Consider the following 26,838-nt stretch of genomic DNA (forward strand, 5'->3'; position numbering starts at 1 on the left):
GGGCTGCCCCTCGGCCGCGCTGGCCCCTGGTCGCGCTACCCCTTGGTATCGGTGCTGAGCACGCTGGGCTCGCCGTCCTTGCGGGCGACGACGCGGTAGACGTTCGCCCGCCGGCCGGTCAGGAGATACGGGAGCATCATCGCGTCCACGAGGGCGGCCAGTGGGAACAGCGGTGCCGTCGCGGTCAGGGCACCAAGCCGGCGGGCCCGCCGCCAGGCGGTGGCCTCGTAGGGCAGCCAGGGCAGCGTCGGGTCCGGCTGCAGCTTCTGGGTCAGGTAGTAGACCGCGCTGGTCGCGTCGCCGAAGATGTGCGCCGGCCCGAACTCGACCTTCACGGTGCGCAGCCCGCGCTCGGCCAGCGCCCTGACGAGCTCGTCGGGCGAGATGAGGTGAAGGTGCTGGGGCGGGCACAGGCCGACCCAGAAGCCCCGGAAGAGCGCGAACGACGGGCCGTGCGCGTGCGGCACCTCGATCAGGAGGTGGCCGGCCGGGGGCAGGGCGGCGGCCGCGGCGTCCAGCTCCCGGCGCGGGTCGAGCGTGTGCTCCAGATAGTGGAACATGCTGATCACGTCGTACCGCCCGGCGATCTCGCTGGCCAGGTCGGGGAACATCCGCCGGTAGGCGTGCCGTACCCAGCCGCGGCGCTGGGCCTCGGCGATGCCGTCACCCTGGTCGACCGCGTCGAACCGAACGTTCGGGAGCAGCCCGCCCGCGACCAGGCAGAAGTGGCCGTGGCCACCGCCCACGTCGAGCCACCGGGTGGCCCCCGCGCCGGCCGGCAGCAGCCTGGCCCTGGACCGGTAGCCGAGGTCGGAGGCGGCGAACATCCCTTCGGCCTGGTCCGCGTTCAGCCCGTCGTAGAAGTCGCGGTAGTAGAAGTCGAGGCCGGCCGGGCTGAGGCACGGGTTGAGGAAGATGTGCGCGCAGGCGTCGCACTGGTCGTAGCTGAACCGGCCGGGCTTGCGCAGGATCACGTCGGCGGCGCTGGTCCGTGTCTCCAGCGCGGTCGAGCCGCACCAGGGGCAGCGATCCCGCCGCTGCTCGAAGTGCTTGGCCGTCTCGGTGGAGATCTCCGCCTGGTATTCGGCCCGGCGCCGGCGCGCGTCGAGGTCGGGCGCGGCGCCGCCCGCCCGGCGCGTCCGGGCCGCCTCGACGGCGAACGCCGGCCAGGACGCCAGCCGGCGGGCCGACGTGGCCACCACGTTCCGCGAGCCTGGCGAGACCCGTCCGGCGGCGACCGCGGCCGGCTGTAACGCGGACAGTGCCAGGGCCAGCAGGCCCCAGCCGGGGGTCGTCACGCACGCCGCGGTGACCGCGGCCGTCCGGACGGCAGGGAGGTACGCGACTGGCTGGTAGGGGTGCTGGTAGCCCGCGGCCCGCAGCCGGAGGCGCTGCGCCCCACCGAGGCTCGCGGCCTTCAGGCCTGGCGCGATGGCCAGGCCGGTGGTGGCGGGCGCGTACTGCTTGAGGCGTCTGACGATCTTCAGCAGCTCGACGGGGGTGTAGTCCTCGCGTTCGTTGATGCCCGCCCGGGCGAGCACCGAACGGTCGACGAGCAGGGCCTGGCCCGCTCCCTGGCCGGCGGCGAACCGGTCCGCCCGGTACCGGGCCACCCGGACCGTCCGAGCGAGGTCGAGCAGCCGCTCCGGTGGGAGGTCCGCCGGGACGAGGTCGAGCACGTCGAGCCCTTCCCTGCGGGCGTGGGCGCTGGCGGCGCGGCGGGCCTCGCCCGACAGCTGGACGCCGGTGGCGACGAGGAAGGCATGCGACGTGGCCACTGCTTCGGTGCTCGGAGCGGTCCGGTCCAGGCCGTGGAGGCGCCTGCGCAGCCGGGCTCCGTTCGCTAAGACCAACGCACCCGTCGTGATCGCGAACCAACCGCGCACGAGATCCTCCTCCTGAGGCCTACCTGTCACGGTTGGTGCCTGAACGCCGAATGCCCGTCCCGGGAACCCGGGACGGGCATTCGATCATGCCCCGGCCTTCCGGGGCGGTTTAGCTGCTTGCCGTCGGAGACGGCGGCGGCGGGCTGGGCTCGCAGGTGTAGTTGATGGTGACCGTGCTGCCCTTGAGCAGGCGGCCGCCGGTCGGATTCTGGGACGTCACCGGGTCATACCCATACGGGCAGCTCCACTCGCCGCCGAGCCAGACCTGGAAGCCCTTGCCCTCCAAGGTCGACTTCGCGGAGGGTGGGCTCATGCCGACGACGTTCGGCACCGTCGGGCATTCGCCGGCGGTCGTGCCGGAGATCGCGCTCGCCTTGTCCTGCTTGCTGCCACCCGCTGGGCTCTGGCTCAGCACCTGGCCGACCGAGACGCTCGGGTCCGTGCACTTGGCGGTCCACGACGGCGTGCTGGTGAACCCGGCGTCGGCGAATTCCTGCGCGGCGGCGTTCTGGTCCTCACCGACGACGTTGGGAACGGTCGCGGTGGACGGCGTGGCCGGCGTCGTCGTGGCGGGCGGCGCGTTGCCGGTGCTGCTCCCGCTGGACGGGCTCTGCCCCTTCGTCTGGGTCGGCCCGGGCTTGACGGTGACCATCTTGCCGCCGATCAGCGTCGTGTACGCGGCCGTCGCCGTCGGGTCGACCAGGTTGCCGGAACCGTCGACGTACGGCGTCGGGTTCGTGGTGACACCCGGGGCCCCGTTGCTCAGGGTGGTGTTGCTGCCCGAGGGCGACGGCGAGTTGCTGCCCGAGGACGCGAGAGCCCAGCCGCCGGCCGCGGCGATGAGGGCCACGACGAGGCCGGCGCCGGCGGCGATCCGCAGCCGTTGCCGGTTGTCCCGCACCGGAGGGCGGCCGCCGGAGCTGGGCGCTGGCTGCTTGTTGGCTGGGATCGCGGAGATGATCGTGTTGCGGTTCGCCTGGACCGCGCCGGACCGGCTCGGGACCCGGACGGGGCCGCCGTCGGTCGGCGGGTCGTCGTAGTCGTCCTCGTCGTCCCAGTCGCGGGGGCCACCGACCGTCGGGCCGAGCCGGGTCGCGGCGTCGTCGTCCCAGCCGCCCCGGGGCCCGCTCGGGCCGCCGGCCGTGGGGCCGAGCCGGGTCGCGTCGTCGGCCCAGTGGCCACCCTGGGGCCCGCTCGGACCGGTGATGGGCACGATGCCCGTCGCCGGGTCCTCGTCCCAGTCGTCATGGCCATAGCCACCACCGGAGCCATAGCCACCGCCGGAGCCGTAGCCACCGCCGGGGCCGGCGTGCGCCGCCTTCGTCGTGCTGATGGCCGCGGCGCCGACGCCGGCCAGCGGTCGGCCGCCGACGGCGTTGTCGTCGGTCGGGGTGTCGTCCACCCGGGGCTTGGCGCTGGCGCGCTCCCAGGTGTCCTCGTCGCGGGGCTCGCGCGGGCGCAGGTCGCCGGAGCGGGCCAGCGCGGCCTCCAGGGAGCGCGCGGCCTCGGCAGCGCTCGCCGGGCGGCGGGCCGGCGTCTTCTCGAGCATCGCGGCCAGCACATCCCACACCGGCCGGGGCACGCCCTTGATGGGCAGCGGCGCCTCCTCGAGGTGCGCGCGCAGCATGTCGGTCGGGCTCACCTCGTCGAACGGCGGCGCGCCGGCGAGCATCTCGTAGAGGACGATGCCGGCCGAGTAGATGTCCACCGCCGGGGTCGGCTGGCCGCCGGTGCCGAGCTCGGGGGCCATGTAGAGCGGCGTGCCGATCGGCCCGGTGAGCTGGGCCCGGCCGCGGGCCAGGGTGTCCACCATCCGGGCGATGCCGAAGTCGGTGAGCCGGACGGCGGGCCCGTTGCCCCGCCGCTCGTCGAGCAGGACGTTCTCCGGCTTGACGTCACGGTGCACGACGCCCGCGCCATGCACCGTGTCGAGCGCCCACAGGACGTGAGTGATGATCTGCACGGCCTGCTCGACCGGCAGTGGCGCGGAGTGACGCAGGTACTCGCGCAGGTCGGTGCCGTCGACGAGCTCCATGACGATCGCGAGGGCGTCCCGCTCGTTGACCAGGTCGAGGACGCGGACCAACTCCGGGCTGTTGATGTCGTAAAGGATCTGCCATTCACGCAGAAACCTGTCGACGACAACACGGTCATCGGCGAACTCTGGCCGCAGCATCTTGACCGCTACGTCAGCGCCGTCGTCGCGGCGGGTGGCCCGCCACACTTCGCCAGTGGTGCCCTGCCCGAGCAACTCGTGCAGGACATACCGCGAGCCGAGTGTGCGCACTGAACCGACTCCCCCTCTTCACGCCACCCCGGGGGAGGCGGGTAATGGCCACGACGGCGACACCGCGGCGGGGTGCGCGGCCAGCCCTGTCACGATCATTCCCGGGCCACCAGCCCGACCCCCCGAACGGTGGCCCGTGCGGTCCGCGACGGCCCACGGGTACCCCCTACCGCCCGACGGCCGTCTGGGCGACCCGTATCGGGACTACTGGGTATCGCCAAGACCGACACATAAAGGCTACGCTTTCGCGTCCGCCGATAGTCCGTCGGGGGTGGTCCCGGGTGTCAACGATGTGCTGCCGGTGACCCTTTTCGTAGCGCGAGGGTTGTTCGTCTCGGAATAGCCGGCGATGGTCGACAGCCGGTCGGCGGCCGCCGCGACGATGGCCCCGAACAGCTCGCCGGGGGAGCGGGTGAGCCGCCCGTCGGGTCCGGACATCGACAGCGCGGCGACCACGGTGCCGGCCGCGTCGCGTACCGGCGCCGACACCGAGGCGAGGCCCGCCTCCCGCTCGCCGGCGCTCTGCGCCCAGCCACGTGCGCGCACGCCTGCCAGCACCTCTGCGCCAAAAGCCGCGCCGGCGGGCGCTACCGGCCCCCCGCCCCCGCCCCCGCGCCCGGTCGCGGCGGGACGGCTGCCGGCCGGGCCGTCCTCGGGGGCCGCGAACGCGAGCAGTACCTGGGCGCCGGACCCGGCCGTCATCGGCAGGATCGCGCCGACCGGCACCGTGTCGCGAAGGCCGCTGCCGTGCTCGGCCGCCGCGACACAGACCCGCTCCGCCCCCCGGCGAACGTAGAGCTGGGTGCTCTCCCCGGTGCTGTCCCGTAGCTCGGCCAGCACTTCGGGCGCGGCCTGCAGCAGCCGCCAGGGCAGCGGCCACAGCGCGGCGACCGCCGAGCCGGCGGCGAGGCGTGGCCCGGCGACGAAGCGGCCGGCGCCGTCCCGGGCGACCAGCCGGTGCGTCTCCAGGGCCACGGCCAGCCGGTGCGCCGTCGCCCGGGAGAGGCCGGTGCGGGTCACGAGCTCGCCGAGCGAGGCCGGGCCCTCCTCGACGGCCGCGAGCACCAGCGCCGCCTTGTCCAGCACGCCGACGCCGCTGCTCGCCCCGGCGGCGTCCGGGCCGGGGGAGGGGTTACGCTGTTCCATACGTTGATACTGCCATCTCAGGAACTGGGATGCATCGGAGATGCATCCTGAGATGCACGCCTGAGATGTACGCGAACTACCACAGGGAGGAGTGGCGCGATGACCCTGAAGGGCGAGGGGCGCACACTCGCGGAGAAGGTGTGGGACGCGCACGTCGTGCGCCGTGCCGACGGCGAGCCGGATCTGCTCTACATCGACCTGCACCTGGTGCACGAGGTCACCTCGCCGCAGGCGTTCGAGGCGCTGCGGCTGGCCGGCCGATCGGTACGCCGGCCGGACCTCACCATCGCGACCGAGGACCACAACGTCCCGACCACCGACACCCTGCTGCCGATCGCGGACCCGGTCTCGCGTGCCCAGGTCGAGGCGCTGCGCAAGAACTGCGCCGACTTCGGCGTCCGGCTGCACCCGATGAACGACCCGGGCCAGGGCATCGTGCACGTGGTCGGGCCGCAGCTCGGGCTGACCCAGCCGGGCATGACGGTCGTCTGCGGTGACAGCCACACGGCCACCCACGGAGCCTTCGGCGCGCTCGCCTTCGGCATCGGCACCAGCCAGGTCGAGCACGTGCTCGCCACCCAGACCCTGCCGCAGGCGCGGCCGAAGACGATGGCGATCACCGTCGACGGCGCGCTGCCGGACGGGGTCACGGCCAAGGACCTCATCCTCGCGGTCATCGCCGAGATCGGCACCGGTGGCGGCCAGGGCTACGTCCTGGAGTACCGGGGCGAGGCCGTCCGGACGCTGTCGATGGAAGGCCGCATGACGGTCTGCAACATGTCGATCGAGGCGGGCGCGCGGGCCGGCATGATCGCGCCGGACGAGACCACGTTCGAGTTCCTCAAGGGCCGGCCGCACGCACCGACCGGCGCCGACTGGGACGCGGCGGTCGCCTACTGGAAGACGCTGGCGACCGACGAGGACGCCGTCTTCGACCGCGAGGTCGTCATCGACGCGGCCAGCCTGAGCCCGTTCGTCACCTGGGGCACCAACCCGGGCCAGGGCTCCCCGCTGTCGGCCGCCGTGCCGGACCCGGCGTCGTTCGCCGACGCGGGCGAGCGGGCCGCCGCCGAGCGGGCGCTGGCCTACATGGGCCTGACCGCCGGCACCCCGCTGCGCGACGTCCCGGTCGACACGGTGTTCATCGGCTCCTGCACCAACGGCCGGCTGTCCGACCTGCGGGCCGCCGCCGACATCCTGCGCGGCCGAGCGGTCGCCGACGGGGTTCGCGTGCTGGTCGTGCCCGGGTCGATGCAGGTCAAGGCGGACGCCGAGGCCGAGGGCCTTGACGAGGTGTTCCGGGCCGCCGGGGCCGAGTGGCGCAGCGCCGGCTGCTCGATGTGCCTCGGCATGAACCCGGACACGCTCAAGCCGGGGGAGCGCAGCGCGTCCACGTCGAACCGCAACTTCGAGGGACGGCAGGGCCAGGGCGGCCGGACCCACCTGGTCTCCCCGCAGGTCGCCGCCGCGACCGCCGTCACCGGCCGCCTCGCCGCCCCAGCGGACCTCTGAGCTCCCCCCACCTGACGCCTTCGGCGTGATGTGGGGACCCCTGCTTTGGGGCTTCCCCTCGACAGATGAACCGTTGATCTAGACGAAGACGAAGGGAGAGCGCCCGATGGAGGCGTTCACCACGCACACCGGCCGGGCGGTGCCGCTGCGGCGCAGCGACGTCGACACGGACCAGATCATCCCCAGCGACTGGCTCAAGCGGATCGAGCGGACCGGCTTCGGCGCCGGGCTGTTCAGCGAGTGGCGCCGGGACCCGTCGTTCGTGCTGAACGACCCGGCCCACGCCGGCGCGACGGTCCTGCTGGCCGGGCCGAACTTCGGATCCGGCTCGTCCCGGGAGCACGCCGTCTGGGCGCTGCAGGACTACGGCTTCCGCGCCGTGATCGCGCCGAAGTTCGCCGACATCTTCCGGGGCAACTCGCTCGGCAACGGCCTGTTGACGGTCGTCCTGCCGGTCGAGACCGTCGAGACGCTGCTGGCCGCCGTCGAGGCCGACCCGGCGGTCGAGATCACCGTCGACCTGGACGCCCGTGAGGTCCGGGGCGCCGGCGTGGTCGCGTCGTTCGAGCTGGACGACTTCACCCGCTGGCGGCTGATGGAGGGCCTCGACGACGTCGGTCTCACCCTGCGGCACGCCGACCTGATCACCACCTTCGAGGCCAGCCGCCCGTCGTTCCTGCCGACGACGACGCAGCCGGCCTGACCCGGTTCGCCCAGGCGGCCCACCCGGCTCCAGCGGCCGGGGACCGCGGCTCTCGACGGCCGCGGTCCCCGGCCGCTCGCGTCCCTGGAGGCCTCCCGGGCGGCGGCGTTGCCAGGGCCGCCGAGTGGCCCGATGGTTGGGGGCGGTGGACCGGCTGGCTCGACTGGGCCGGCGGGTGTCGAGATGTTCTTCGCGACTGACGGCGGGGGCTGTGGTCCGATTGCCCCCGCCGTCATTGGCTTGCGCTGCGCGCTCGGTGGCGGACCTGGCCGGATCGGTGACATCACTTGGCGACCAAACGGTGACAGAACGTCTGAAACGAGCCTGAAATCGGCGAGATGATTGCGCCGATCGTGGTGGACTGAGTGCTCTCACCGGAGGACTGCGATCCGGTCGGCGATTGTCCCGAAGCCGCTGACGTGCGGGTTTGTGTGACGCGACACGCTTCCGGGAATTGCCCTCGGCAGTAGAGATGCCTACGGTGCAGCGCAGTGCGATGCCCGATCTGCTCCACCCCCGCACTCGCGGGGGTGTCCCGGAGGTTGTTGTGAACAAGTCCCAATTGGTTGACCGCATTGCCCAGCAGATCGAGGGTGGACGGTCCAACGCGACCAAGGCTGTCGACGCGGTCTTCCACGCGATCCAGGAAGCCGTCTCCGCCGGCGAGAAGGTGACGATCACCGGATTCGGTGTCTTCGAGCGCGTCGAGCGCGCCGAGCGGACCGGGCGCAACCCGGCGACGGGCGAGCCGGTGCACGTCCCCGCCTCCGTCGTCCCGAAGTTCCGCCCGGGCTCGGAGTTCAAGTCCAGCGTCTCCTCGAACGGCTGACCTCCCAGATCGACCCCGCTGTCAGGTGGGCACCCTGGCTTCGCCTCGGTGCCCTGCCTGACAGCGGAGTCGATCTGAACGGGCCGGACGTTCAGGCGCGGTTCTGGGCCCAGGCGGACAGGTCGCCCTGGTAGTCCGACAGGCGGGTGTCGTCGGGGCCGGTGACGCGCCGCTCCCAGTGGCCGCTGGGCTGCAGGTCCCAGGCCGACACCTCGGCCGAGAAGCCGTGGTCCAGCAGCCGGCGCAGCGCGGCCCGGTTGTCGTCCTGGGTCACCCGGACCAGCGCCTCGACCCGGCGGTCGAGGTTGCGGTGCATCATGTCGGCGCTGCCGATCCACACCTCGTCCAGCGCCGAGAACTCGAACACCCGGCTGTGCTCCAGGTAACGACCGAGCACCGAGCGGACCAGCACGGTCTCGGACAGGTTCGGGACCCCGGGGCGCAGCGCGCAGATGCCCCGCACCAGGCAGCGGATCGCCACCCCGTCCCGGGACGCGTGGTACAGCGCGTCGATGAGCTCCTCGTCGACCAGGCTGTTGACCTTGATCCGGATCCCGGCCGGCTCGCCGGACCGGGCCGCGGCGGCCTCCTTCTCGATCCGCTCGATCAGGCCGTCGCGCATGTGCTGCGGGGCGACCAGCAGCGACCGGTAGACGGTCTGCCGGCTGTAGCCGGTGAGCACGTTGAACAGGTCGGTCAGGTCCGCGCCGACGCTCGGCTCGGCGGTCAGCAGGCCGACGTCCTCGTAGAGCCGGGCGGTCTTCGGGTTGTAGTTGCCCGTGCCGACGTGGCAGTAGCGGCGCAGCCCGTCCTCGTCCTGGCGCACCACGAGCGCGGTCTTCGTGTGCGTCTTCAGCCCGATCAGGCCGTAGACGACGTGGCAGCCGGCCCGCTCCAGCTCACGCGCCCAGCGGATGTTGGCGCTCTCGTCGAACCTGGCCTTGATCTCGACGAGCACCACGACCTGCTTGCCGGCCTCGGCCGCCGCGATCAGCGCGTCCACGATCGGCGAGTCACCGGACGTCCGGTACAGCGTCTGCTTGATCGCGAGCACGTGCGGGTCTGCCGCCGCCTGCTCGATGAAGCGCTGCACGGACGTGGTGAACGAGTCGTAGGGGTGGTGCACCAGCACGTCCCGCTCGCGCAGTACCGCGAAGAAGTCCGCCGGCTCGCCCGACTCGGTGACCAGGCTGTGGTGGGTCACCGGGACCCGCGGCGGGTACTTGAACTCCGGCCGGTCCAGGTCGAACAGCGCCCACAGCACCGACAGGTCGAGCAGCCCGCGCAGCCGGTGCACGTCGCGGGTGGAGACCTCCAGCTCGCGGCAGAGCATCCGCAGCAGGCCCTCGTCGATGTCCGCGTCCACCTCCAGGCGGACGGCCGGGCCGAACCGGCGGCGGGCGAGCTCCCGCTCCAGCGCCTGCAGCAGGTCCTCGGCCTCGTCCTCCTCGACCTCCAGGTCGGCGTTGCGGGTCACCCGGAACAGGTGTGAGTCGACCACCTCCATGCCCGGGAAAAGCTGGGAGAGATGGGCGGCGATCACCTCTTCCAGCGGCACGAAGCACGCGTAGCGGTCGGCCTCGGCGCCCTCGCCGGCCGGTTCCTGGCCGATCGGATGCTCGCCGGGCAGGTCGACCCGGATCAGGCGCGGCACGTTCTGGGGCACCTTGACCCGGGCGAACCGCTCGATGTCGTCGCCGGGGTCGCGCACGGTCACCGCCAGGTTCAGCGACAGCCCGCTGATGTACGGGAACGGGTGCGCCGGGTCGACGGCGAGCGGGGTCAGGACCGGGAAGATCTGCTCGTGGAAGTACTGGTGCAGGCGGTGCTGCTGGTCGGTGGTGAGCTGGTGCCAGTACCGGATGCTGATGCCGGCGTGCTCCAGCGACGGGACGACCTCGTCGGTGAAGCAGCGAGCGGCCCGGTCGGTGAGCTGGGCGGTGTTCTGGCTGATCAGCTCCAGCTGGGCCCGTGGGGTGAGCCCGTCGACGGAGCGGACCGCGAGCCCGGTCGCCTCCCGGCGCATCAGGCCGGCGACCCGGACCATGTAGAACTCGTCGAGGTTGCTGGCGAAGATCGCGAGGAACTTGGCTCGTTCCAGCAGCGGCGTGCTCACGTCCTCGGCGAGCGCCAGCACCCGGGCGTTGAAGTCCAGCCAGGACGTCTCGCGGTTGATGAACCGGTCGGCCGGCAGATCGGACGGAAGCGGCGGCCGCGGCGCCTCCAGAGGCTCGAGGAGGGCGCTGCGGGGCTTACGTTGGGGCTGCTGCTCGGATCTTGTCACCACCAGCTCGGCCATGCAGCGATGGTGCCAGCCTGAGGTGAACGCGGCAGCCTATCCCGATGACCGGTAGCGGTCGTCACGCTTTTCAGGCCTTTCCGCCTATGTCGCCCACTGCGTAGGTCTGTGCGCCCGCGTCCCGGACCGGGCAGGGGCCGGCTGCTGGACGGTGGCGATAAGGTCCGTTAACGCACGGGAAACACCACTGGCGGAGCATCGACTGCTGGCGGGTTACCCGCGTGGTGGGGGTCTCTTTTCTCGGCTGGTCAGGTCGCCTGGCCGGCTCGCGGGCGGGCGGCTCATGCGCCGCGCCCGTGGGCCCGGCGTCGACCGAAGGGACTGGTGCGTCAGCCGTGCAGGACCTGCTGCCCCGGCCGCGCCCAGCCCTGGCGACCGCGGCCCCGCCCACGGCCGCCGCGTCGGCCACCGCGGCCACGGCCGCGGTCTGGTCCGCCGAGCCGCTCGCCGTCGACGAGGCGCGGCTCGCGGCCGCGAGCCTGGTGACCTACCGCATCCGCCAGCGGCTGCGCTACACCTACGACGGGCCGGCCCATGACCTCGTGCACCGGTTGGTGGTGCTGCCACCGAACCGGCACGGCGACCAGACCTCCCGGCACGGCGAACTGACCGTCTCGGCGCCGGCGGCCCGGGTCAGCTGGGAACGCGGGCCCGACGGGCTGCGGGCCGCGACGGTGACGCTCGACGAGGTGCCCGGCGTTCTTGACTTCGAGGCGGCCGCGATCGTCGAGCGGGGGCCGGCCGTCACCTGGCCCGAGCTGCCCGCGAGTTCCCTGACCGGCCGGCGGCTGCTGGCGGCGACGGCGCTCACGGCCCCGGACGAGACGCTGCTGGCCGTCGCCAGCCGGCTCGCCGGCCCGGACCCGCTGACGACCGCGCGCCGGTGCTGTGCCTGGGTGTTCGAGAACATCGCCTACCTGCCGGGCTCGACCACGGTCGGGACGACCGCCGCGCAGGCGGTGGCCGGTGGCGCTGGTGTCTGCCAGGACCAGGCGCACGTGATGATCGCGCTGTGCCGGGCGGCCGGGCTGCCGGCCCGGTACGTGCTGGGCCATCTCGTCGGCGACGGGGCGTCGCACGCCTGGGTCGAGGTGGTCCTGCCCGACGGATGGGCGCCGCCCGCGCCCGGCCGGTCCCGTGGGCCGAGCGGGCCGAGCACGGCCGGCGGCGCGGGCGCCGCGGCCGTCGCGCTCGACCCGTGCCACAACCGGCTCGCCGACCGGCGGTACGTGACGATCGCCACCGGCCGGGACTACCACGACGTCATGCCCACCTCGGGCGTCTACCGGGGCAGCGGCCGCGGCCTGCTCGCCGCGAGCCAGCGCGTCGAGATCGTCGGCCTCGAGGCCTAGGGCTTTCCCGGGCCGCCACGACACGCCGGGGCGGCCCGCGACACGCCGTCCCGACGATCTGGGTCATGCCGGCCTGGCAAGGCGGGGCGGGATCGTCTGGCTGATCGTCACTTCGGCGACTGGTTGCGATTCATTCGTTACCCGATACGGTGCGCAGTGACGACACAGATACGGTGCGTGTCGAAGGTTGATGGCGCGAATGCACGATCGGCATCGCCGTCGCCGCGCACCCCTGCCCTGGTAGGCGGGGCAGGGCACCCAGCCGGTGGCCGCCGGCACCGCCGCGGGGCGGCGCGCAGGCGGGGCTGCCACCGCCGGCCGGCGGTGGCAGCCCGGTCGACGGGTGCGGGATGAGAGGGGCGGCTCAGGCCGTGACACACATCGATGCCTTGGACCCTGATGCCTTGGACTCTGATGCCGTGGCGGGGGCCCCGCTGGGCTCGGTTCTGCCGTCCGGGTCGACGGCCGCGGTGTCGCTGGGGGCGAGGATGACCGGGGCACTCGGCGCCGACCTGCCCCTGGGCCCGCCGGTGGCGCCGTTGTTCCGAGCCCGGGCGCTGCGCCCGGCCGCGCCGTCCGCGTTGCCGGCGGCGGTCGGGCTGCCCTCGACGGTGCGGCTGCCGGCGCCGTCGACGCCGGCCCGGTCGGCCGCGCTGGTGCCGCTGGTCGCCGCGCTCGTCGCCGGGATGGCCCAGCTGCTCACCGACGACGGCGGGGTGACGGTCGTCGAGGCCGGCGCGACCGGCGCCGGCGTGGCCGCGACCGGGGTGGCGGGCTGGTCGCTGTGGCAGGCGTCCGCGAGCGAACGGCTCCGCCTCGGCCGGCTGACCGTGGTGCTGGCCGCCTGGACCCTCACCCAGCTGGCCCGCGTCGGCCTCGGCCCGGCGCCGACGGTCGCGTCGGCCCGCGCGGCGGTGGCGGCCGGGGCGCTGGCCGCACCGCTGCTGGCCGCGCTGGCGCTGGCCACCCTCCCGCGGTCGGTTCCGCTCGTGGTGGACCTCGGTGGCCTCAACGGCCCCGCACGGGCCGCGCTGGGCGGCGAGTCCGGCGTGGGCCTGGTCCGGCGCCGCCACGGCATCCACGGCCCGCGTGAGCGGAGCAGAGCCTCCGTCCTCACCCAGACCGTCTCCGGTACCGCCGCCAGGGCTGCTGCGGCGGCCGGGGCGCCGCGTGGGGCGGGCGAGGACCGCAGCCTGGAGGCACGGCTCGCGGCATCGCTCATGACCGCCAGTCGCCAGGGCTGGGATGTCGCCGGCTTCGACGTGCACTACCAGCCGATCGTGCGCCTGAGCGACGGGGTGGTCGTGGCACTGGAGGCGCTCGCCCGCTGGACCGAGCCCGGTCACGGCCCGGTCCCGCCGCTGACCTTCGTGGCCGCCGCCGAGGACGGCGGCCTGGTCGCTGCGCTCGACGGCTTCGTGCTCGGCCGGGCCTGCGCCGAGGTGGCCGCCGGGATGCCCGGCGGGGCGGGCGAGGGGGCACCGCGGCTGCACGTCAACATCTCGGCCAGCCGGCTGTCCGACCCGACGCTCGCGGACACGTTCCGCCAGGCGCTCGGCGTGAGCGGGCTCGACCCGGCCCGGCTGGTCATCGAGATCACCGAGACGGCCCGGATCGACGACCTCGGCGCGGCCGCCCGGGTGCTGGAGGCGGTCCGCGCGCTGGGGGCGTCGGTCGCGATGGACGACGTCGGCGCCGGTCACACCACACTGGCGGCCCTGCACCAGCTCCCGGTCAACATCGTCAAGCTGGACCGCGGCCTGATCGAGAACCCGCTCGGGCCGGGCCGCGAGGCTCGGCTCGGCCGGTCGGTGATCACCGTGGCCCGGTCGCTCGGCGCGGTGGTGGTCGCCGAGGGGATCGAGCGGCGGGCCCAGCGAGCCGACCTCGCGCTGCTGGGCTGCGAGCTCGGGCAGGGCTACCTGTTCGCCCGTCCCGCCCCGCTGGCCGCGCTCGGCCCGCTGCTGCGCTCCACGGCGGTCGTCGGTGCCCCTGCGACGGTCGTCGGTGCCCCCGCGACGGTCGTCGGTGGCCTGGAGACGTCAGAGGCCGGCAGGAGGCCGTAGACGGTCGCGGGGGAGCCGGAGCCCGCGCGGTTGCGGGTGCCACCCGCGAGCACCCAGGCGCCCGTCGGCGGCAGCGCCCCCAGGTTGGTCAGGTTCTCCAGCGAGATCCGGCGCTCCCGGTAGAGCAGCCGTGAGACGGCGTAGCCGGTGTCCAGCCCCGGGTCCGGGCCGAAGGTGTCGGTGCCCAGCGCGCCGCGCCGGCCCAGCCGGCCGGTCTCGACCAGCCACTCCACGGCGGCCAGGGCGAATCCCGGCTGGTGGATGCGGCCCCGCTCGTCGAGGTTCGGGTAGGCCGGCGTGCCCCAGCGGTCCGACCAGCCCGTCCAGGCCAGCACCGCGGCCTCGGCCGGGATCGGCCCGTGCGCGGCCTCGAACCCCACCAGGTCGGCGACCCGGACCTGGTAGTCAGGGTCGCGCGCCACGGCGGCCCGGACGTCGAGCCGGACGGCCGGCCGGAACAGGTCGTCGGCGTCTAGGTCGTCCGCCCGCAGGCCGCCCGGGTCGAAGTGCGCCGGCGCCCCCCAGTGCGTTCCCGTGTGCTCACCGCAGCTCACGCGCAGCAGGTAGTAGCCGTCCGCGTCGATCGTGGCCGCCCGCGTCATCGTGAACGGCGGGTCGCCGGGGAAGACCGGCGTGGTCGCGGGGTCGTGGACGTGGGACAGCAGCACCGGCCGCACCGGCGCCACCGGCCACGGCCGTCGGTCAGCCTCGGACACGGCGCCCGTCAGCCGGCGTTCGCGGCGGTGCTGGCGAGGACCGCCCGGGTGGCGGGGCCGACGCCGAGCAGCCTGGCCGCGGCCAGGTCGGCGACCGTGTCGACGTCGCGGCGCAGGCCCGGGACCGCCGCCGCGAGTGGGCCGGTCAGGTCGAACGCGCCCGACCGGACGTGGCGCGCGTGGCTGCCGACGCCGAAGTGCGGCAGCAGCGGGCTGCCGGGCGCCGCGCACAGCAGGACGGTGCCCGTGCCGGCGGCGTCGGCGAGCACGGCCCGGCCCGCCGCCGGCGCGGCCAGCAGCGCGGCCCGAAGCTCCCCGGGGCGCAGGGCGGCCAGATCGGCGGACAGCGCGGCGACGCCGTGGCCGGGCCAGCGGCGCGCGACGGCCCTGGCGCCGTGCCGCAGCGCCGGGTTCAGCCCCCGGTCGGGCAGGTCGGGAATGGCGACGACCGGCGTCGGGCGGTCGTCAGGGTGGGCGAGGCCGTCCCCGGTGATGGCCGCGCTCGCCGCGGGGTCGTTGGTGACGAGCAGGACGCCGGCGACCAGGTCGGGGCCGGCCGCCGCGGCCGCCGCGGCCGTGTCGGTCGCCATCGCGAGCGCGAGCGCCGCCCGGTCCGGATGCTCGAGGCGGCTCTTGGCCGCGCCCAGCCGCTTCAACGGCAGCACCACGATCCATCCCTCGGGTCGCCCGGCCGCCACGTCCCGACGATAGGGCAACCGCTGGCCCAGATGGGCGGCGCGGGCTTTCATCCACCGGAGTGGGGCGGCAGTCCGGCGGGCCCGGTCGCCACGCCAGCCACGCCAGCAACGACGGCGGGCGACCGGCCGGACGTGCCACAGTGACGCCGGCGGTGGCACCGACGTCCGTGCTGCCTCGTTGACATAGCGTCGGCGCCACGGCCACCAGCAGGGATGGTCGACGGCCGGGTGACGAGTGGGTGAGACTGCGGCGGCATGACGACGAACGGCAATGCCAGTAAGCCTTTCCCGTCGTGGCCGCACCCCGACGCCGGGAGTTCTGAGTCCCCCGTGGGACAGCGCGGGCCCACGGCCGGCCCGCGGCTGACGGCCGCCGTGCTCACCGCCGGGTCGTGGGGCACGGTGTTCGCGAAGATTCTCGCCGACGCGGGCCGCCGGGTGACCCTGGTCACCCGGGACGAGGCGCTCGCGGCGGCCATCAACGCCGAGCACCGCAACCCTCGGTACCTGCCCGGCATCCGGTTACCAGATCTCGTCCGGGCGACCCACCACCCCGCTGAGGCGCTCGCCGGCGCCGGCCTGGTGGTTCTCGCCGTGCCGTCGCAGGGGCTGCGCGCCGCCCTGGCCGCGTGGGCGCCCCTCGTCGAGCCGTCGGCCGTCTACGTCAGCCTCATGAAGGGCGTCGAGGACGGCACCTGCCGGCGGATGAGCGAGGTGATCGGCGAGGTGGCCGGCGTCGGCGCGGACCGGATCGCCGTCGTCAGCGGGCCGAACCTGGCCGGCGAGATCGCCGTCGAGGATCCGGCGGCGACCGTGGTGGCCAGTGCCTCGTCCGCGACCGCGGCGCAGGTGCAGGCCGCGTGCTGGACGCCCTACCTGCGGCCGTACACGAACGCCGACGTCGTCGGCTGTGAGCTGGGCGGCGCGGTGAAGAACGTCATCGCGCTCGCCGCCGGGATGCTGGAGGGCCTCGGGTTCGGGCTGAACAGCCTCGCCTCGCTGATCACCCGTGGCCTGGCCGAGACGACCCGGTTCGCCGTGGCGATGGGCGCGGACCCACGTACCCTCGCCGGCCTGGCCGGGCTGGGCGACCTGGTCGCCACCTGCGCGTCGCCGCGGTCGCGCAACCGGACCTTCGGCGAGAAGCTCGGCCGGGGGATGACCCTCGACGCCGTGCTGGCGGAGCAGCGCCAGGTCGCCGAGGGGGTCCGGTCCTGCCGGCCGCTGCTCGCGCTCGCGGACGGGCTGGGCGTGCACATGCCGATCAGCCGGCAGGTGGAACGGGTGCTGTACGAGGGCCTGCCGCCGCTGGAGGCCGTCAAGGAGCTCATGAGCCGCGAGCCGGGCCCCGAGTTCCACGCGGTCGCGCCCGTTCCGCCCTCCTAGACGGCGGCGCCGGACTGGGTGGGCCCGGCCACGGGGATCGTCTCGATCATGGCGCCGATCGAGCGCAGCTTGCCGACCGGGTCCTCGTAGCCACGCTCCAGGAAGCGGGTTCCCGAGATGGTGCTCGCGCCGCCCGCGACGAGAGCGGCCAGCACGTAGGCGAAGCCGGCCCGCAGGTCGGGGATCTCCAGGTCGCCGCCGACCAGCGGCGTCGGTCCTGACACGACAGCGGAGTGCTCGAAGTCCCGGGCCGCGAACCGGCAGGCCTTGCCGCCCAGGCAGTTCGTCGACAGCGCGATGCTCGCGCCCATGGCGTTGAGCTGGCGGGTGTAGCCGAACCGGTCCTCGTAGATGGTCTCGTGGACCACCGAGGCGCCCTGAGCCTGCGTCAGCAGCACCACGAGGGGCTGCTGCCAGTCGGTCATGTACCCGGGGTGCACATCGGTCTGGACGTGCGTGGCGGTCAGCTCGCGGTCCTTGTAGAAGGTGATCCCGTCGTCGGTGACCCGGAACTCCCCGCCGATCCGGCGCAGGTGGTTCAGGAACGTGGCGACGTGCTCCTGGCGGGCGCCCCTGACGTCGACCCGGCCGTCGGTGGCGACAGCGGCCGCGGCGAACGAGGCGACCTCGATGCGGTCCGGGATCGCGGTGTGGTCCGCGCCGTGCAGCCGCTCGACGCCCTGGACGACGATCGTGCGGTCGACCTCGACGTCGACGAGCGCGCCCATCTGCTGCAGGAAAAGGATGAGGTCGATGACCTCCGGCTCGACCGCCGCGTTGGAGATCACCGTGGTGCCCTTGGCTCGGACGGCCGCGAGCAGCAGGTTCTCGGTGGCGCCGACGCTCGGGAACGGCAGCTCGACGTGGGCGCCGTGCAGGCCGAGCGTCTTGACCTGGACCGAGCGAAGCTGCTCGACGATCTCGGCGCCCATCGCCCGCAGGCCGGTGAGGTGGAAGTCGACCGGGCGTTTGCCGATCCGGCAGCCGCCGGGCAGCGGCACGACCGCCTCGCCGACCCGGTGCAGCAGCGGGCCCATCATCAGGATCGGGATCCGGTTCACCCCGGAGTACATCTCCGAGAGGGACGGGTCGGTGATCCGCGCGGTCTGGATCCGGACCCGGTGGTCGTCCAGCCATTCCACCTCGGCGCCGAGCTCGGCCAGCATGCCGAGCACGACGTCGACCTCGACGATCCGCGGCACCCGGGCCAGGGTGCAGGGCTCGTCCGTCAGCAGGGTGGCGACCAGCAGCTTCGTGACCGAGTTCTTCGCCCCGGACACCTCGACCGAGCCGAACAGCGGCTGACCGCCGACGATCCGGTAACGGTGCCGGTCCCCGGCCGTCGCGAAGCTCAGCGAGCTGCCGGCGGCGGGCGCCTGGACCGGCCGTTGGTCGGGGACGTCTGCTGGGAGGTCGTCGATCGGGGAGGTATGGGGCACGGGTCGGCCTCCTACGGATCGGTTCTCGGGCTCCGGCGGTCCGCTGTGCGGACGTGGCTGGTCCCGCGAGACCTCTCGACGGCGGCGAGCGTGCGGCCCGCCTCGGCTTGGTCGATCGAGGTCATCTCTCGGGCCGGGGCGCGAGCTCTCCGGCCGCGCCCGGTGGCCCGTGGGGACGATCGGCCTCTGGAATTCAATCAGACGGCCCCGGCCGGGAGGCCCGGCGCCGCGCGGCCGGGGAGCGACACCACGTCGCGCCCACGTCCGCGCCACACGGTAGCTATGGAGCGTCAATGGCCCGAGACCGCCTGGACGCAGGCCGGTCACTCGACGCCCCGGGCGCGACTGCGGGTAGCCGACAGGTAACGGACTGATGGAGTGGCCTCATGGTGCCCGTCCGGCCCGACCCGTGGGCCGAGACCCGCGGGAGCCGGCCCGCAGGGCCGCCGAGGGACGATCGGCGGCGATCGGGCAATCCGGAGCAAGCGCCCGTGTTCACTCGGACGCAATCGGCGGTCGGCTACTGTCCCCGGCATGGCTGGCTTCGCGGGCAGGCACCGGTTGGCGATCGTGTTCGGCGGGCGCAGCACCGAACACGCAATCTCCTGCGTGTCCGCGCGCGGAGTGCTGGCCGCCGTCGACCGCGAGAAATATGAGGTCATCCCGGTCGGCATCGCGCCCGACGGCCGGTGGCTGGTGCTTCCCGACGACCCGGCGGTGCTGGCCGGCGTCGGTCAGGAACTGCCCCAGGTCCGGCCGGAGGCGGGGCGCGGGGTCGTCCTGCCGCCCGACCCGAACGGAGCCTCGCTCGTCGCCGTGGAGGCCGCGCCGGGGGGCGTGCCGGCCGTCGCCGGGGCGCTCGGAGACCTGGACGTCGACGTCGTCTTCCCGGTGCTGCACGGGCCGTATGGCGAGGACGGGACGATCCAGGGCCTGCTGGAGATGGCCGGGCTGCCCTACGTCGGCTCCGGGGTGTTCGCGAGTGCCGCGGCGATGGACAAGCAGCACATGAAGACCCTGCTGGCGGCGGCCGGCCTCCCGGTCGGCCCGTACGCGGTGCTCCGGGCGGGCGAGACGCTCTCCGAGGCCGAGAAGCGGCGCCTCGGGCTGCCGGTCTTCGTCAAGCCGGCCCGCGGCGGGTCGAGCATCGGGATCAGCCGGGTGGACGCCTGGGCGGACCTGGACACCGCGATCAAGACGGCGCGCGAGTCGGACCCGAAGGTGCTCGTCGAGGCGGCCATCCTCGGCCGGGAGATCGAGTGCGGGGTGCTAGACGCCCTCGGCGGCGGGCCGCCCGAGACCAGCCTGCCGGCGGAGATCGTCGTCGACTCGGCCGCCGGGTTCTACGACTTCGCGGCCAAGTACTCCTCCGACGCGACCCGGCTCGACGTCCCGGCCGACCTGCCGGCCGGGATCGCCGACCGGGTGCGGGCCGCGGCCGGTGCCGCGTTCCAGGCGCTGGACTGCGCCGGCCTCGCGCGGGTGGACGTGTTCCTCACCGCGGCCGGCGAGGTGGTCCTCAACGAGGTGAACACGATGCCGGGCTTCACCCCGTCCTCGCTGTTCCCCCGGATGTGGGCGGCCAGCGGGCTGGACTACCCGGCCCTGGTCGAGCGCCTCATCCAGCTGGCGCTGCGCCGAGGCAGCGGCCTGCGCTAGGCCAGCCCAGGGTCGTGGCCCTGCTGGGGCCTACGGGGTCGGCGTCTCCGGGACGGTCGAGGTGGTGTGGGCCCGGATCGCCGAGGCGACCGCGACCAGCAGGTCCCAGGTCTGGGCGTCGTCCCGCACCAGCATCGTCACCTGCGGGCGCCGGGTCGGCGTCGACAGGAGCGTCTTGCCGGCCGTCTGCTCGGAGAACCAGCTCACCCGGTTGACCTCGGCGACGTCCGAGGTCTTCTGGTAGGTGGCGGGCAGGCCGTCGGCCCCGCAGGTGAGCACGACGGGCGACTTGCCGTAGGCGGCGGCGAACACGCCGGGCGGGCTGACGTCCCGCCGGTCGAGGCCCTTGCCGAGCGAGGCGGGGAGCGCCGCCAGCAGGGCCCGGCAGGACGCGGCGGCCGCCCCCGTCGGCGCCGGCGCCCCCGTCACCTGGACCGGGCCGGAACCGCCGCCGCACCCGGCGAGGGCGATCACCAGCGCCGCCGGCACGACCGCCCGTCGGGCGAATCCCATCGGATCAGAAATGCACGACGGGGCAGGTCAGCGTGCGGGTGATTCCCTCGACCGCCTGCACGCGGGACATGATCTGCTTGCCGAGGTCGTCGACGGAGCTCGCCTCGGCCCGCACGATCACGTCATATGGCCCGGTGACGTCCTCCGCCTGCGTGACGCCGGGGATCTGCTCGATCTCCTTGGCCACCGACGCGGACTTGCCGACCTCGGTCTGGATGAGGATGTACGCGTGGACCACAGAAGCTCCCAGTTCCCTCCGGCCGAGTGCCGGCCGGCTTTTGCCGGCCAGCTGCGGGCCAGTGCCATTCGGCCAAGTTGAAGCAATGACGTTCGGCCAGGTGCGGGCCAGTGCGTACGGCCACGTTCGCGCCTGTCGAACGCCCACCGCCCGTCGAGCAGAAGTACGGGCCGACAGACGGTAACAGGCAATCGGCCGCCGTGAGAGGCTCCCAGCCGAAGGAACTGCTGTGAACGCGCGAGTCTCCGTGACGCCGTACGGCCCCGATGGGCTCCGGTCGCGGCGGGTGCGCCACCACCGGGGCGCGATAAGAGCCCCCGGTCTGTGATTGATACCACCCGACGATTGTCAGGCCAAGCGCGCATGCGGGTTGTTGTGGGCAAACTGACAAGGTGACCGGCGGTCCGGCGGCCTGCGGGCCGGTGGTGCGGCCGGGTGCGCAGGCCGGCCCCGGTGTGGAGGAAATGTGACCAGGATGACATTCCGGCCGGAATCCGGGCCGACCGGCCCGACGGCGCGCAATCGGTGTTCCGTGCCGGCCGCGAAGGCGGCGCAGTGGCGCTGACCTCGGATTTCATGGCCATTCCCGGGCCAGGCGCCGCGCCACCGCGGGTGCTGGCGATCGCCGGTTCCGATTCGGGTGGCGGCGCGGGAATTCAGGCCGACCTGAAGACGGCGGCCGCTTTCGGCGTCCACGGGATGACCGCGGTGACGGCCGTGACGGCGCAGAACTCGGTCGGCGTCCAGGGCGTCTGGGAGCTGCCGGTCGAGGCCGTTCGGGCCCAGATCGCCTCGGTCGTCGGCGACATCGGCGTGGACGCTGTCAAGACCGGGATGCTGGCCAGCCCGGAGCTGGTCCGGGCCGTGGCCACGGAGCTGCGGGGCCTGGCGGCACCGCTCGTCGTCGACCCGGTCGGGGTCTCTAAGCACGGCCACCGGCTGCTGGCGCCCGAGGCGGTGGCCGTGCTGCGGGACGAACTGCTGCCGCTGGCGACGGTGACCACCCCGAACCTCGACGAGGTCGTGCTGCTCACCGGCGTCGAGGTCCGCGACGAGCCGGGCCTGTGGCGCGCGGCCAGAGCGATGCTCGACCTCGGACCGCGGTGGGTGGTGGTCAAGGGCGGCCATCTGCCGGGGGAGGCCGTCGACCTGCTCACCGACGGCACGACCGAGGTCGTCCTGCGGGCCGCGCGGGCGGACAACCGGCACACGCACGGGACGGGGTGCACGCTCGCGTCCGCGATCGCGGCCGGTCTCGCGATGGGCCTCGACGTGCCGGCGGCGACCCGGGCTGGCAAGGACTACGTGACCGGCGCGCTGCGCACCGGCTTCGCCCTCGGCGCGGGGATCGGGCCGGTCGACCACGGCTGGCGCTGGCGGGCGACCGCCAGCCCCACGGCCAGCACCGCCACAGCCAGCACCGCCACGGCCACTGGCGCCGGGGCGGCCGGCTGACGGCCCGCGCCAGCCACCGGGCCAGCCCCGCGCGGGCTGGCCCGGGTCATGCCCGACCGACCCCGTCAGCCGAGGTCGGCGGGCGTCACGGGGTGGGGATGTCGAACCAGCTCATCACCTTGCCGCCGAAGATCATGTCACCGCTGATCTTCAGCTTGCGGGTGAGGAACCACTTGGTCGGGTCGGCCTTGCCGCTGATCAGCTTGATGAAGCGGACGCCGTCGAGGGTCACGGTCACCTTCGCGGACTCGACGACCTGCTTGCTGATCGTGCAGGCGCCGTCCCGGACCACCATCTCGTAGTAGTCGACGCCGCCGTCGGGCCGCTCGGTGATGTGGAAGTGCACCACCGCGTCCTGGCCCTTGATCTTCTCCGGGATGGCCTGGCGGGCGATCCGGCCGAAGTACTCGTCCAGCAGCGTGGTCCGCTCCGGTCCGCTCATCAGCTCGGTCAACGCGGCATCGGAGAGCCCGCCGGTGTAGGCGACCAGCTCCTCGAGGCTGAACGCGGCGAGATCCGGCAAGGTCTGGGGCATGGCGGCACTCCCGTGCTACGTGTGAAAACCGATCCCTCACATATCAGCACGCCCAGGGCGGCCTCCCGCACGGGGCACCCCACACCGGCCCGGCGGCCTTGTCGGAAGCCGCCGGGCCGGTGTGGTCCCCAACGGGCGCCTGGCGGTTCCGGACACGCCGACAAGGCGCCGTCACGACCGTGACGGCGCCTTGTCGAGGAAGCCTGGAGCGTCCCGGTGCGCGCGGCGCACCGGAGGGACGGCGGGAACTACGCCCGCGTCACCTTGCCCGCCTTGATGCACGAGGTGCACACGTTGAGGCGCTTCGGGGTGCGGCCGATGAGGGCATGCACCGTCTGGATGTTGGGGTTCCAGCGCCGCCGCGTGCGCCGGTGGGAGTGGGAGACCGACATACCGAAGCCCGGCCCCTTGCCGCAGACGTCGCACACCGAAGACACGAGGAACTCTCCGCCAAGAAGTAGCTGATTGATCGGCGGCCGGGGCTCCGGCCGCACTGACCCGCCGCTGGCGCGGCTTGCACCCCGCGCCCAGGGCCTGTCGGCTTTGGGCAGTCAGCAGGAGTCACATCATTTTGTGTCGATCCTGCGACGCCGGACGCGGTGGTGCTCACAGCAGGCTACCCCAGCGATGACCGAGTTGGGTTCCGGCCCCGGCTCGGCTTCGGACGGCGTCTCGCGACCGGACTGTCACTGGTCGGGTGCAGTATCGGTTTCGTGATCGAGCTCGACACTCCGCTGACCCGCGTGGTCGAGGCACGGATGGCCAAGCGACTGGCCGAGCGCCCGCTCGGCCTGGTCACCGTCGCCGACCTGCTTGACCACCTGCCGCGCCGCTACCACCAGCGCGGCGAGCTGACGAACCTGCGCGATCTCGTCGAGGGCGAGGTCTCGACCGTGCACGCGAAGGTCGTCAAGCACGAGAGCAGGCAGGCCCGCACCGGCCGGCGGTTCGACGTACTGACCGTGACCGACGGCACCGCCCAGATGACCGTGACCTACTTCAACCCCAGCCGGTCGCCGGCCCGCCGGCTGCCCGCCGGCTCGGTGGCCGCGTTCTCCGGGAAGGTCGACCGGTTCCGCAAGCAGCTGCAGATGGTCAACCCGGAGACCAACCGCCTGGACGAGGATGACGAGAGCGACGACCCGGACCGGTGGGCCCGCGCGCTGGTGCCGATCTATCCGGCGTCGGAGCACGTCGCGTCACCGGTGATCAGCCGCAGTGTCCGGGTGCTGCTGGACACTGTCGCGGAGCTGCCCGACCCGCTGCCCGCCGACCTGCTGGCCCGCTACCGGCTCGTCGACCTGCGGACCGCGTACGAGCTGGCGCACCGACCGGAGTCGCGCGGCGACGTCGAGCGCGCCCACCGGCGGCTGAAGTGGGACGAGGCGCTGACCCTCCAGGTGATTCTCGCCCAGCGTCGCCGCGCTATCTCGGCGATGGCGACGGTGGCCCGGCCCGCGCGCCCTGACGGCATCCTGGCGGCCTTCGACGGCCAGCTGCCGTTCGCGCTCACCGAGGGCCAGCGGGAGGTGGGCGCGACGATCCAGGAGGAGCTCGCCGAGCCGGTCCCGATGCACCGGCTGCTCCAGGGCGAGGTCGGGTCCGGCAAGACGGTGGTCGCGGTCCGGGCCATGCTCGCCGTGGTCGACGCCGGCGGCCAGGCGGCGCTGCTGGCGCCGACCGAGACGCTCGCGACCCAGCACTACCGCGGCATCCGCGCGCTGCTCGGCGGCTTCGGCCGGGCCGGCGAGCTGGACGAGACCCCGCCGGCGACCCGGATCGCCCTGGTCACCGGCTCGGTCGGGGCCCGCGCCAAGCGTGCGGCGCTCGCCGCGGCGGCCGACGGCAGTGCCGGCCTGGTGATCGGGACGCACGCGCTGCTGCACGAGGGAGTCGCCTTCCACGACCTCGGCCTGGTCGTGGTCGACGAGCAGCACCGGTTCGGCGTGGAACAGCGGGACGCGTTGCGCGCGAGGGCCGCCCAGCCGCCACATGTGCTGGTGATGACGGCGACGCCGATCCCGCGGACGGTCGCCATGACCGTCTTCGGTGACCTTGAGGTGTCGACGCTGACCCAGCTGCCGGCCGGCCGGCAGCCGATCTCGACGTTCGTCGTCGACGCCGCGGCGCACCCCGCCTGGCGGGACCGGATCTGGGGCCGGATCCGGGACGAGGTCGCCGCCGGCCACCAGGCCTACGTCGTGTGCCCGCGGATCAGCTCGGTCGCGGTCGGCCGCGACGAGGAGGACCTGGCCGCGGCCGGCGACGACGAGGCCTCCGACGCCCCGCGCCGCGCGGGCAAGGCCACCGAGCGGCCGGTGACCATCCCGGCCGAGGACGGCTCGCTCGCCGGCGCCGGGGTCGAGGAGCTGCTGCCGTGGCTGGCCGACGGGCCGCTCGCCGGCCTGAGGCTCGCCGCGCTGCACGGCCGGCTGCCGGCCGACGCCAAGGACTCGGTGATGACCAGGTTCGCCGCCGGCGAGCTGGACGTGCTGGTCGCGACCACGGTGATCGAGGTCGGGGTCGACGTGCCGAACGCCACCGTGATCGCGATCATGGATGCCGACCGGTTCGGCGTCTCCCAGCTCCACCAGCTGCGCGGCCGGGTCGGGCGCGGGCAGGGCGCCGGGGTCTGCCTGCTGCACACGGAGGTCGACGGCGACACCCCGGCGACGCAGCGCCTCGCGAACGTGGCCGCGACCACCGACGGCGCCGAGCTGGCCCGGCTCGACCTGGGCCAGCGCAAGGAGGGCGACGTGCTGGGCGCGAGCCAGTCCGGCCGGGCTCGTGGCGTGCGGCTGCTGGAGCTGCTCAAGGACGAGCGGCTGATCCTCGACGCCCGCGAGGAGGCGGCCCGGCTGGTCGCCGCCGATCCGGAGCTCGTCGCGCATCCCGGGCTGGGCCGCAGGATCGCCATCGCCCTCGACGACCGGCCGGTCGAGTTCCTGGAGAAGGGGTGACCCGGGTCGTCGGCGGGGTCGCCGGCGGCCGGCGGCTGGCCGTGCCGCCGGGGCAGGGGACCCGGCCGACCTCCGACCGCGCTCGCGAGGGGCTGTTCAACTCGCTGGCGAGCCTGGTCGACCTCGACGGGGCGCGGGTCGCCGACCTGTACGCGGGCAGCGGCGCCGTCGGCCTGGAGGCGCTGTCCCGGGGCGCCGCGCACGCGCTGCTGGTCGAGCGGGACCCGAAGGCGGCCCAGGTCGTGCGCCGCAACGCCGCCGAACTGGGACTGGCCGGCGCCGAGATCGTCGTCGGCGCCGTCGAACGTGTGGTGGACGCCACTCCCGGGCAGGCTTACGACGTGGTCTTCCTGGACCCTCCGTATGCGCTCGATGACGGTCGGCTGGGTGAGGTGCTCGTTCGGCTGGTTGATCGCCGCTGGCTGGATAGGGGCGGTGTCTGTGTGGTCGAGCGGGCCCGTCGCTCGGCGCCCCCGAGCTGGCCGGACGGGCTCGTCGAGGTCCGTTCGCGCGGGTACGGAGAAGCCGTCCTCTGGTACGGTTCTCGATCATGAGGAGGGCTGTCTGTCCTGGTTCCTTCGACCCGATCACGAACGGCCATCTCGACATCATCATGCGGGCCAGCACCCAGTTCGATGAGGTCGTCGTCGCCGTCCTGATCAACAAAGGCAAATCCACCCTGTTCACGGTGGAGGAGCGCATGGACCTGATCCGGCAGGCGGTTCGAGATCATCCGCAGGCCGCCGGCAACATCGTCGTCGAGTCCTCCCACGGGCTGTTGGTCGACTTCTGTCGAGCCCACGGCATCCAGTCGATCGTGAAGGGCCTGCGGGCCGTCAGCGACTTCGACTACGAGCTGCAGATGGCCCAGATGAACCACCGGCTTGCCGGGGTCGAGACGCTCTTCATGAGCACCAATCCGCAGTACGCGTTCCTGTCGTCCAGCCTGGTCAAGGAAGTCGCCCGGTACGGCGGCGACGTGGCCGGCCTCGTCCCCGACGTCGTCCTCAAGCACCTGCGCGAGCGCCTGTAAACCAGGGTCGGGATCTTGTCGCGAGGGTGCATGGTGGTTGCGGGCTTGCGATCAGATAGGCTCGTAACCCGTGCCCGGGGCCGTCGGCCTTGGTGCGCGTGACTTTCGCTGACAACGCCCACTCAC

At 73.6% G+C, this 26,838-nt stretch carries 21 protein-coding genes and 1 pseudogene; 11 read left to right on the plus strand and 11 right to left on the minus strand.

Annotated elements, in window-relative coordinates:
• Positions 1 to 35 precede the first annotated feature (35 nt).
• From FRAEUI1C_RS05190 to FRAEUI1C_RS05200, 3 genes are all read right to left on the minus strand, one after another.
• Complete coding sequence (locus FRAEUI1C_RS05190; RefSeq protein ID WP_013422227.1) at positions 36 to 1,886, minus strand: class I SAM-dependent methyltransferase; 1,851 nt, start codon at positions 1,884 to 1,886, stop codon at positions 36 to 38.
• Between the two features lie 109 nt (positions 1,887 to 1,995).
• Entirely contained in the window at positions 1,996 to 4,173 is a 2,178-nt protein-coding gene (locus FRAEUI1C_RS05195; RefSeq protein ID WP_013422228.1) for a serine/threonine-protein kinase, read from the minus strand.
• Positions 4,174 to 4,410: 237 nt separating this feature from the next.
• Positions 4,411 to 5,319: an IclR family transcriptional regulator gene (locus FRAEUI1C_RS05200; RefSeq protein ID WP_013422229.1), complete on the minus strand. Its 909-nt coding sequence runs from the start codon at positions 5,317 to 5,319 to the stop codon at positions 4,411 to 4,413.
• Between the two features lie 99 nt (positions 5,320 to 5,418).
• On the opposite strand from FRAEUI1C_RS05200, the gene leuC reads away from it, so the two are divergent.
• The 3 genes from leuC to FRAEUI1C_RS05215 all read left to right on the plus strand — a co-directional run bounded on the left by leuC (position 5,419) and on the right by FRAEUI1C_RS05215 (position 8,363).
• On the plus strand, positions 5,419 to 6,831 hold the full coding sequence (leuC, locus tag FRAEUI1C_RS05205) for a 3-isopropylmalate dehydratase large subunit (RefSeq protein WP_013422230.1): 1,413 nt from the start codon (positions 5,419 to 5,421) through the stop codon (positions 6,829 to 6,831).
• A 106-nt stretch (positions 6,832 to 6,937) separates the two neighbouring features.
• Complete coding sequence (gene leuD / locus FRAEUI1C_RS05210) at positions 6,938 to 7,534, plus strand: 3-isopropylmalate dehydratase small subunit (RefSeq protein WP_013422231.1); 597 nt, start codon at positions 6,938 to 6,940, stop codon at positions 7,532 to 7,534.
• 547 nt (positions 7,535 to 8,081) lie between these two features.
• Positions 8,082 to 8,363: an HU family DNA-binding protein gene (locus FRAEUI1C_RS05215; RefSeq protein WP_013422232.1), complete on the plus strand. Its 282-nt coding sequence runs from the start codon at positions 8,082 to 8,084 to the stop codon at positions 8,361 to 8,363.
• 91 nt (positions 8,364 to 8,454) lie between these two features.
• Here the strand turns inward: FRAEUI1C_RS05215 and FRAEUI1C_RS05220 are convergent, their stop codons facing one another.
• Positions 8,455 to 10,662, minus strand: a complete 2,208-nt coding sequence (locus FRAEUI1C_RS05220; RefSeq protein WP_041258888.1) for an RNA degradosome polyphosphate kinase — start codon at positions 10,660 to 10,662, stop codon at positions 8,455 to 8,457.
• A 335-nt stretch (positions 10,663 to 10,997) separates the two neighbouring features.
• Here FRAEUI1C_RS05220 and FRAEUI1C_RS05225 point away from each other — a divergent pair, with 335 nt between their 5' ends.
• A complete protein-coding gene (locus FRAEUI1C_RS05225; protein ID WP_368411158.1) occupies positions 10,998 to 12,014 on the plus strand; it encodes a transglutaminase family protein in 1,017 nt (338 codons plus the stop codon).
• Between the two features lie 1,220 nt (positions 12,015 to 13,234).
• Positions 13,235 to 13,891, plus strand: a pseudogene (locus FRAEUI1C_RS40750) (EAL domain-containing protein); the annotation flags it as partial.
• 41 nt (positions 13,892 to 13,932) lie between these two features.
• Here FRAEUI1C_RS40750 and FRAEUI1C_RS40755 read toward each other — a convergent pair.
• Positions 13,933 to 14,796, minus strand: coding sequence for a cyclase family protein (locus tag FRAEUI1C_RS40755; RefSeq protein ID WP_232425301.1), 864 nt, complete (start codon positions 14,794 to 14,796; stop codon positions 13,933 to 13,935).
• A gap of 8 nt (positions 14,797 to 14,804) precedes the next feature.
• On the minus strand, positions 14,805 to 15,494 hold the full coding sequence (gene cofC / locus FRAEUI1C_RS05240) for a 2-phospho-L-lactate guanylyltransferase (protein WP_041258890.1): 690 nt from the start codon (positions 15,492 to 15,494) through the stop codon (positions 14,805 to 14,807).
• 375 nt (positions 15,495 to 15,869) lie between these two features.
• On the opposite strand from cofC, the gene FRAEUI1C_RS05245 reads away from it, so the two are divergent.
• Entirely contained in the window at positions 15,870 to 16,880 is a 1,011-nt protein-coding gene (locus tag FRAEUI1C_RS05245) for an NAD(P)H-dependent glycerol-3-phosphate dehydrogenase (RefSeq protein ID WP_041260177.1), read from the plus strand.
• On the opposite strand, the gene murA is transcribed toward FRAEUI1C_RS05245, so the two are convergent.
• A complete protein-coding gene (gene murA, locus FRAEUI1C_RS05250) occupies positions 16,877 to 18,235 on the minus strand; it encodes a UDP-N-acetylglucosamine 1-carboxyvinyltransferase (protein WP_041260178.1) in 1,359 nt (452 codons plus the stop codon). The genes FRAEUI1C_RS05245 and murA overlap by 4 nt on opposite strands.
• Positions 18,236 to 18,853: 618 nt before the next feature.
• Here murA and FRAEUI1C_RS05255 point away from each other — a divergent pair.
• Positions 18,854 to 19,978, plus strand: coding sequence for a D-alanine--D-alanine ligase family protein (locus FRAEUI1C_RS05255; RefSeq protein ID WP_013422240.1), 1,125 nt, complete (start codon positions 18,854 to 18,856; stop codon positions 19,976 to 19,978).
• Positions 19,979 to 20,008: 30 nt separating this feature from the next.
• Here FRAEUI1C_RS05255 and FRAEUI1C_RS05260 read toward each other — a convergent pair whose 3' ends face one another.
• Positions 20,009 to 20,491 carry a DUF3515 family protein gene (locus FRAEUI1C_RS05260; protein ID WP_013422241.1) on the minus strand — a complete coding sequence of 161 codons (483 nt, stop codon included), beginning with the start codon at positions 20,489 to 20,491 and terminating at the stop codon, positions 20,009 to 20,011.
• 4 nt (positions 20,492 to 20,495) lie between these two features.
• A complete protein-coding gene (locus tag FRAEUI1C_RS05265; RefSeq protein WP_013422242.1) occupies positions 20,496 to 20,729 on the minus strand; it encodes an Lrp/AsnC family transcriptional regulator in 234 nt (77 codons plus the stop codon).
• A gap of 576 nt (positions 20,730 to 21,305) precedes the next feature.
• Here FRAEUI1C_RS05265 and thiD point away from each other — a divergent pair.
• Positions 21,306 to 22,184, plus strand: coding sequence for a bifunctional hydroxymethylpyrimidine kinase/phosphomethylpyrimidine kinase (thiD, locus tag FRAEUI1C_RS05270; protein WP_041260179.1), 879 nt, complete (start codon positions 21,306 to 21,308; stop codon positions 22,182 to 22,184).
• Positions 22,185 to 22,269: 85 nt separating this feature from the next.
• Here the strand turns inward: thiD and FRAEUI1C_RS05275 are convergent, their stop codons facing one another.
• Positions 22,270 to 22,719, minus strand: a complete 450-nt coding sequence (locus tag FRAEUI1C_RS05275) for an SCP2 sterol-binding domain-containing protein (protein ID WP_013422244.1) — start codon at positions 22,717 to 22,719, stop codon at positions 22,270 to 22,272.
• Positions 22,720 to 22,967: 248 nt separating this feature from the next.
• Positions 22,968 to 23,156, minus strand: a complete 189-nt coding sequence (rpmB, locus tag FRAEUI1C_RS37375; RefSeq protein WP_013422245.1) for a 50S ribosomal protein L28 — start codon at positions 23,154 to 23,156, stop codon at positions 22,968 to 22,970.
• A 276-nt stretch (positions 23,157 to 23,432) separates the two neighbouring features.
• Between rpmB and FRAEUI1C_RS05285 the strand changes: the two genes are divergently transcribed.
• The 3 genes from FRAEUI1C_RS05285 to coaD are packed head-to-tail and all read left to right on the plus strand — an operon-like array spanning position 23,433 to position 26,712.
• Complete coding sequence (locus FRAEUI1C_RS05285; protein WP_041260184.1) at positions 23,433 to 25,679, plus strand: ATP-dependent DNA helicase RecG; 2,247 nt, start codon at positions 23,433 to 23,435, stop codon at positions 25,677 to 25,679.
• Entirely contained in the window at positions 25,676 to 26,233 is a 558-nt protein-coding gene (gene rsmD, locus FRAEUI1C_RS05290) for a 16S rRNA (guanine(966)-N(2))-methyltransferase RsmD (protein WP_013422247.1), read from the plus strand. The genes FRAEUI1C_RS05285 and rsmD overlap by 4 nt, the downstream gene beginning before the upstream one ends.
• Positions 26,230 to 26,712 (plus strand): pantetheine-phosphate adenylyltransferase, encoded by a 483-nt coding sequence (gene coaD, locus FRAEUI1C_RS05295; protein ID WP_013422248.1) that lies wholly within the window; start codon positions 26,230 to 26,232, stop codon positions 26,710 to 26,712. The genes rsmD and coaD overlap by 4 nt, the downstream gene beginning before the upstream one ends.
• Positions 26,713 to 26,838 lie beyond the last annotated feature (126 nt).

This window comes from Pseudofrankia inefficax (assembly GCF_000166135.1).
Lineage (GTDB): Bacteria > Actinomycetota > Actinomycetes > Frankiales > Frankiaceae > Pseudofrankia > Pseudofrankia inefficax.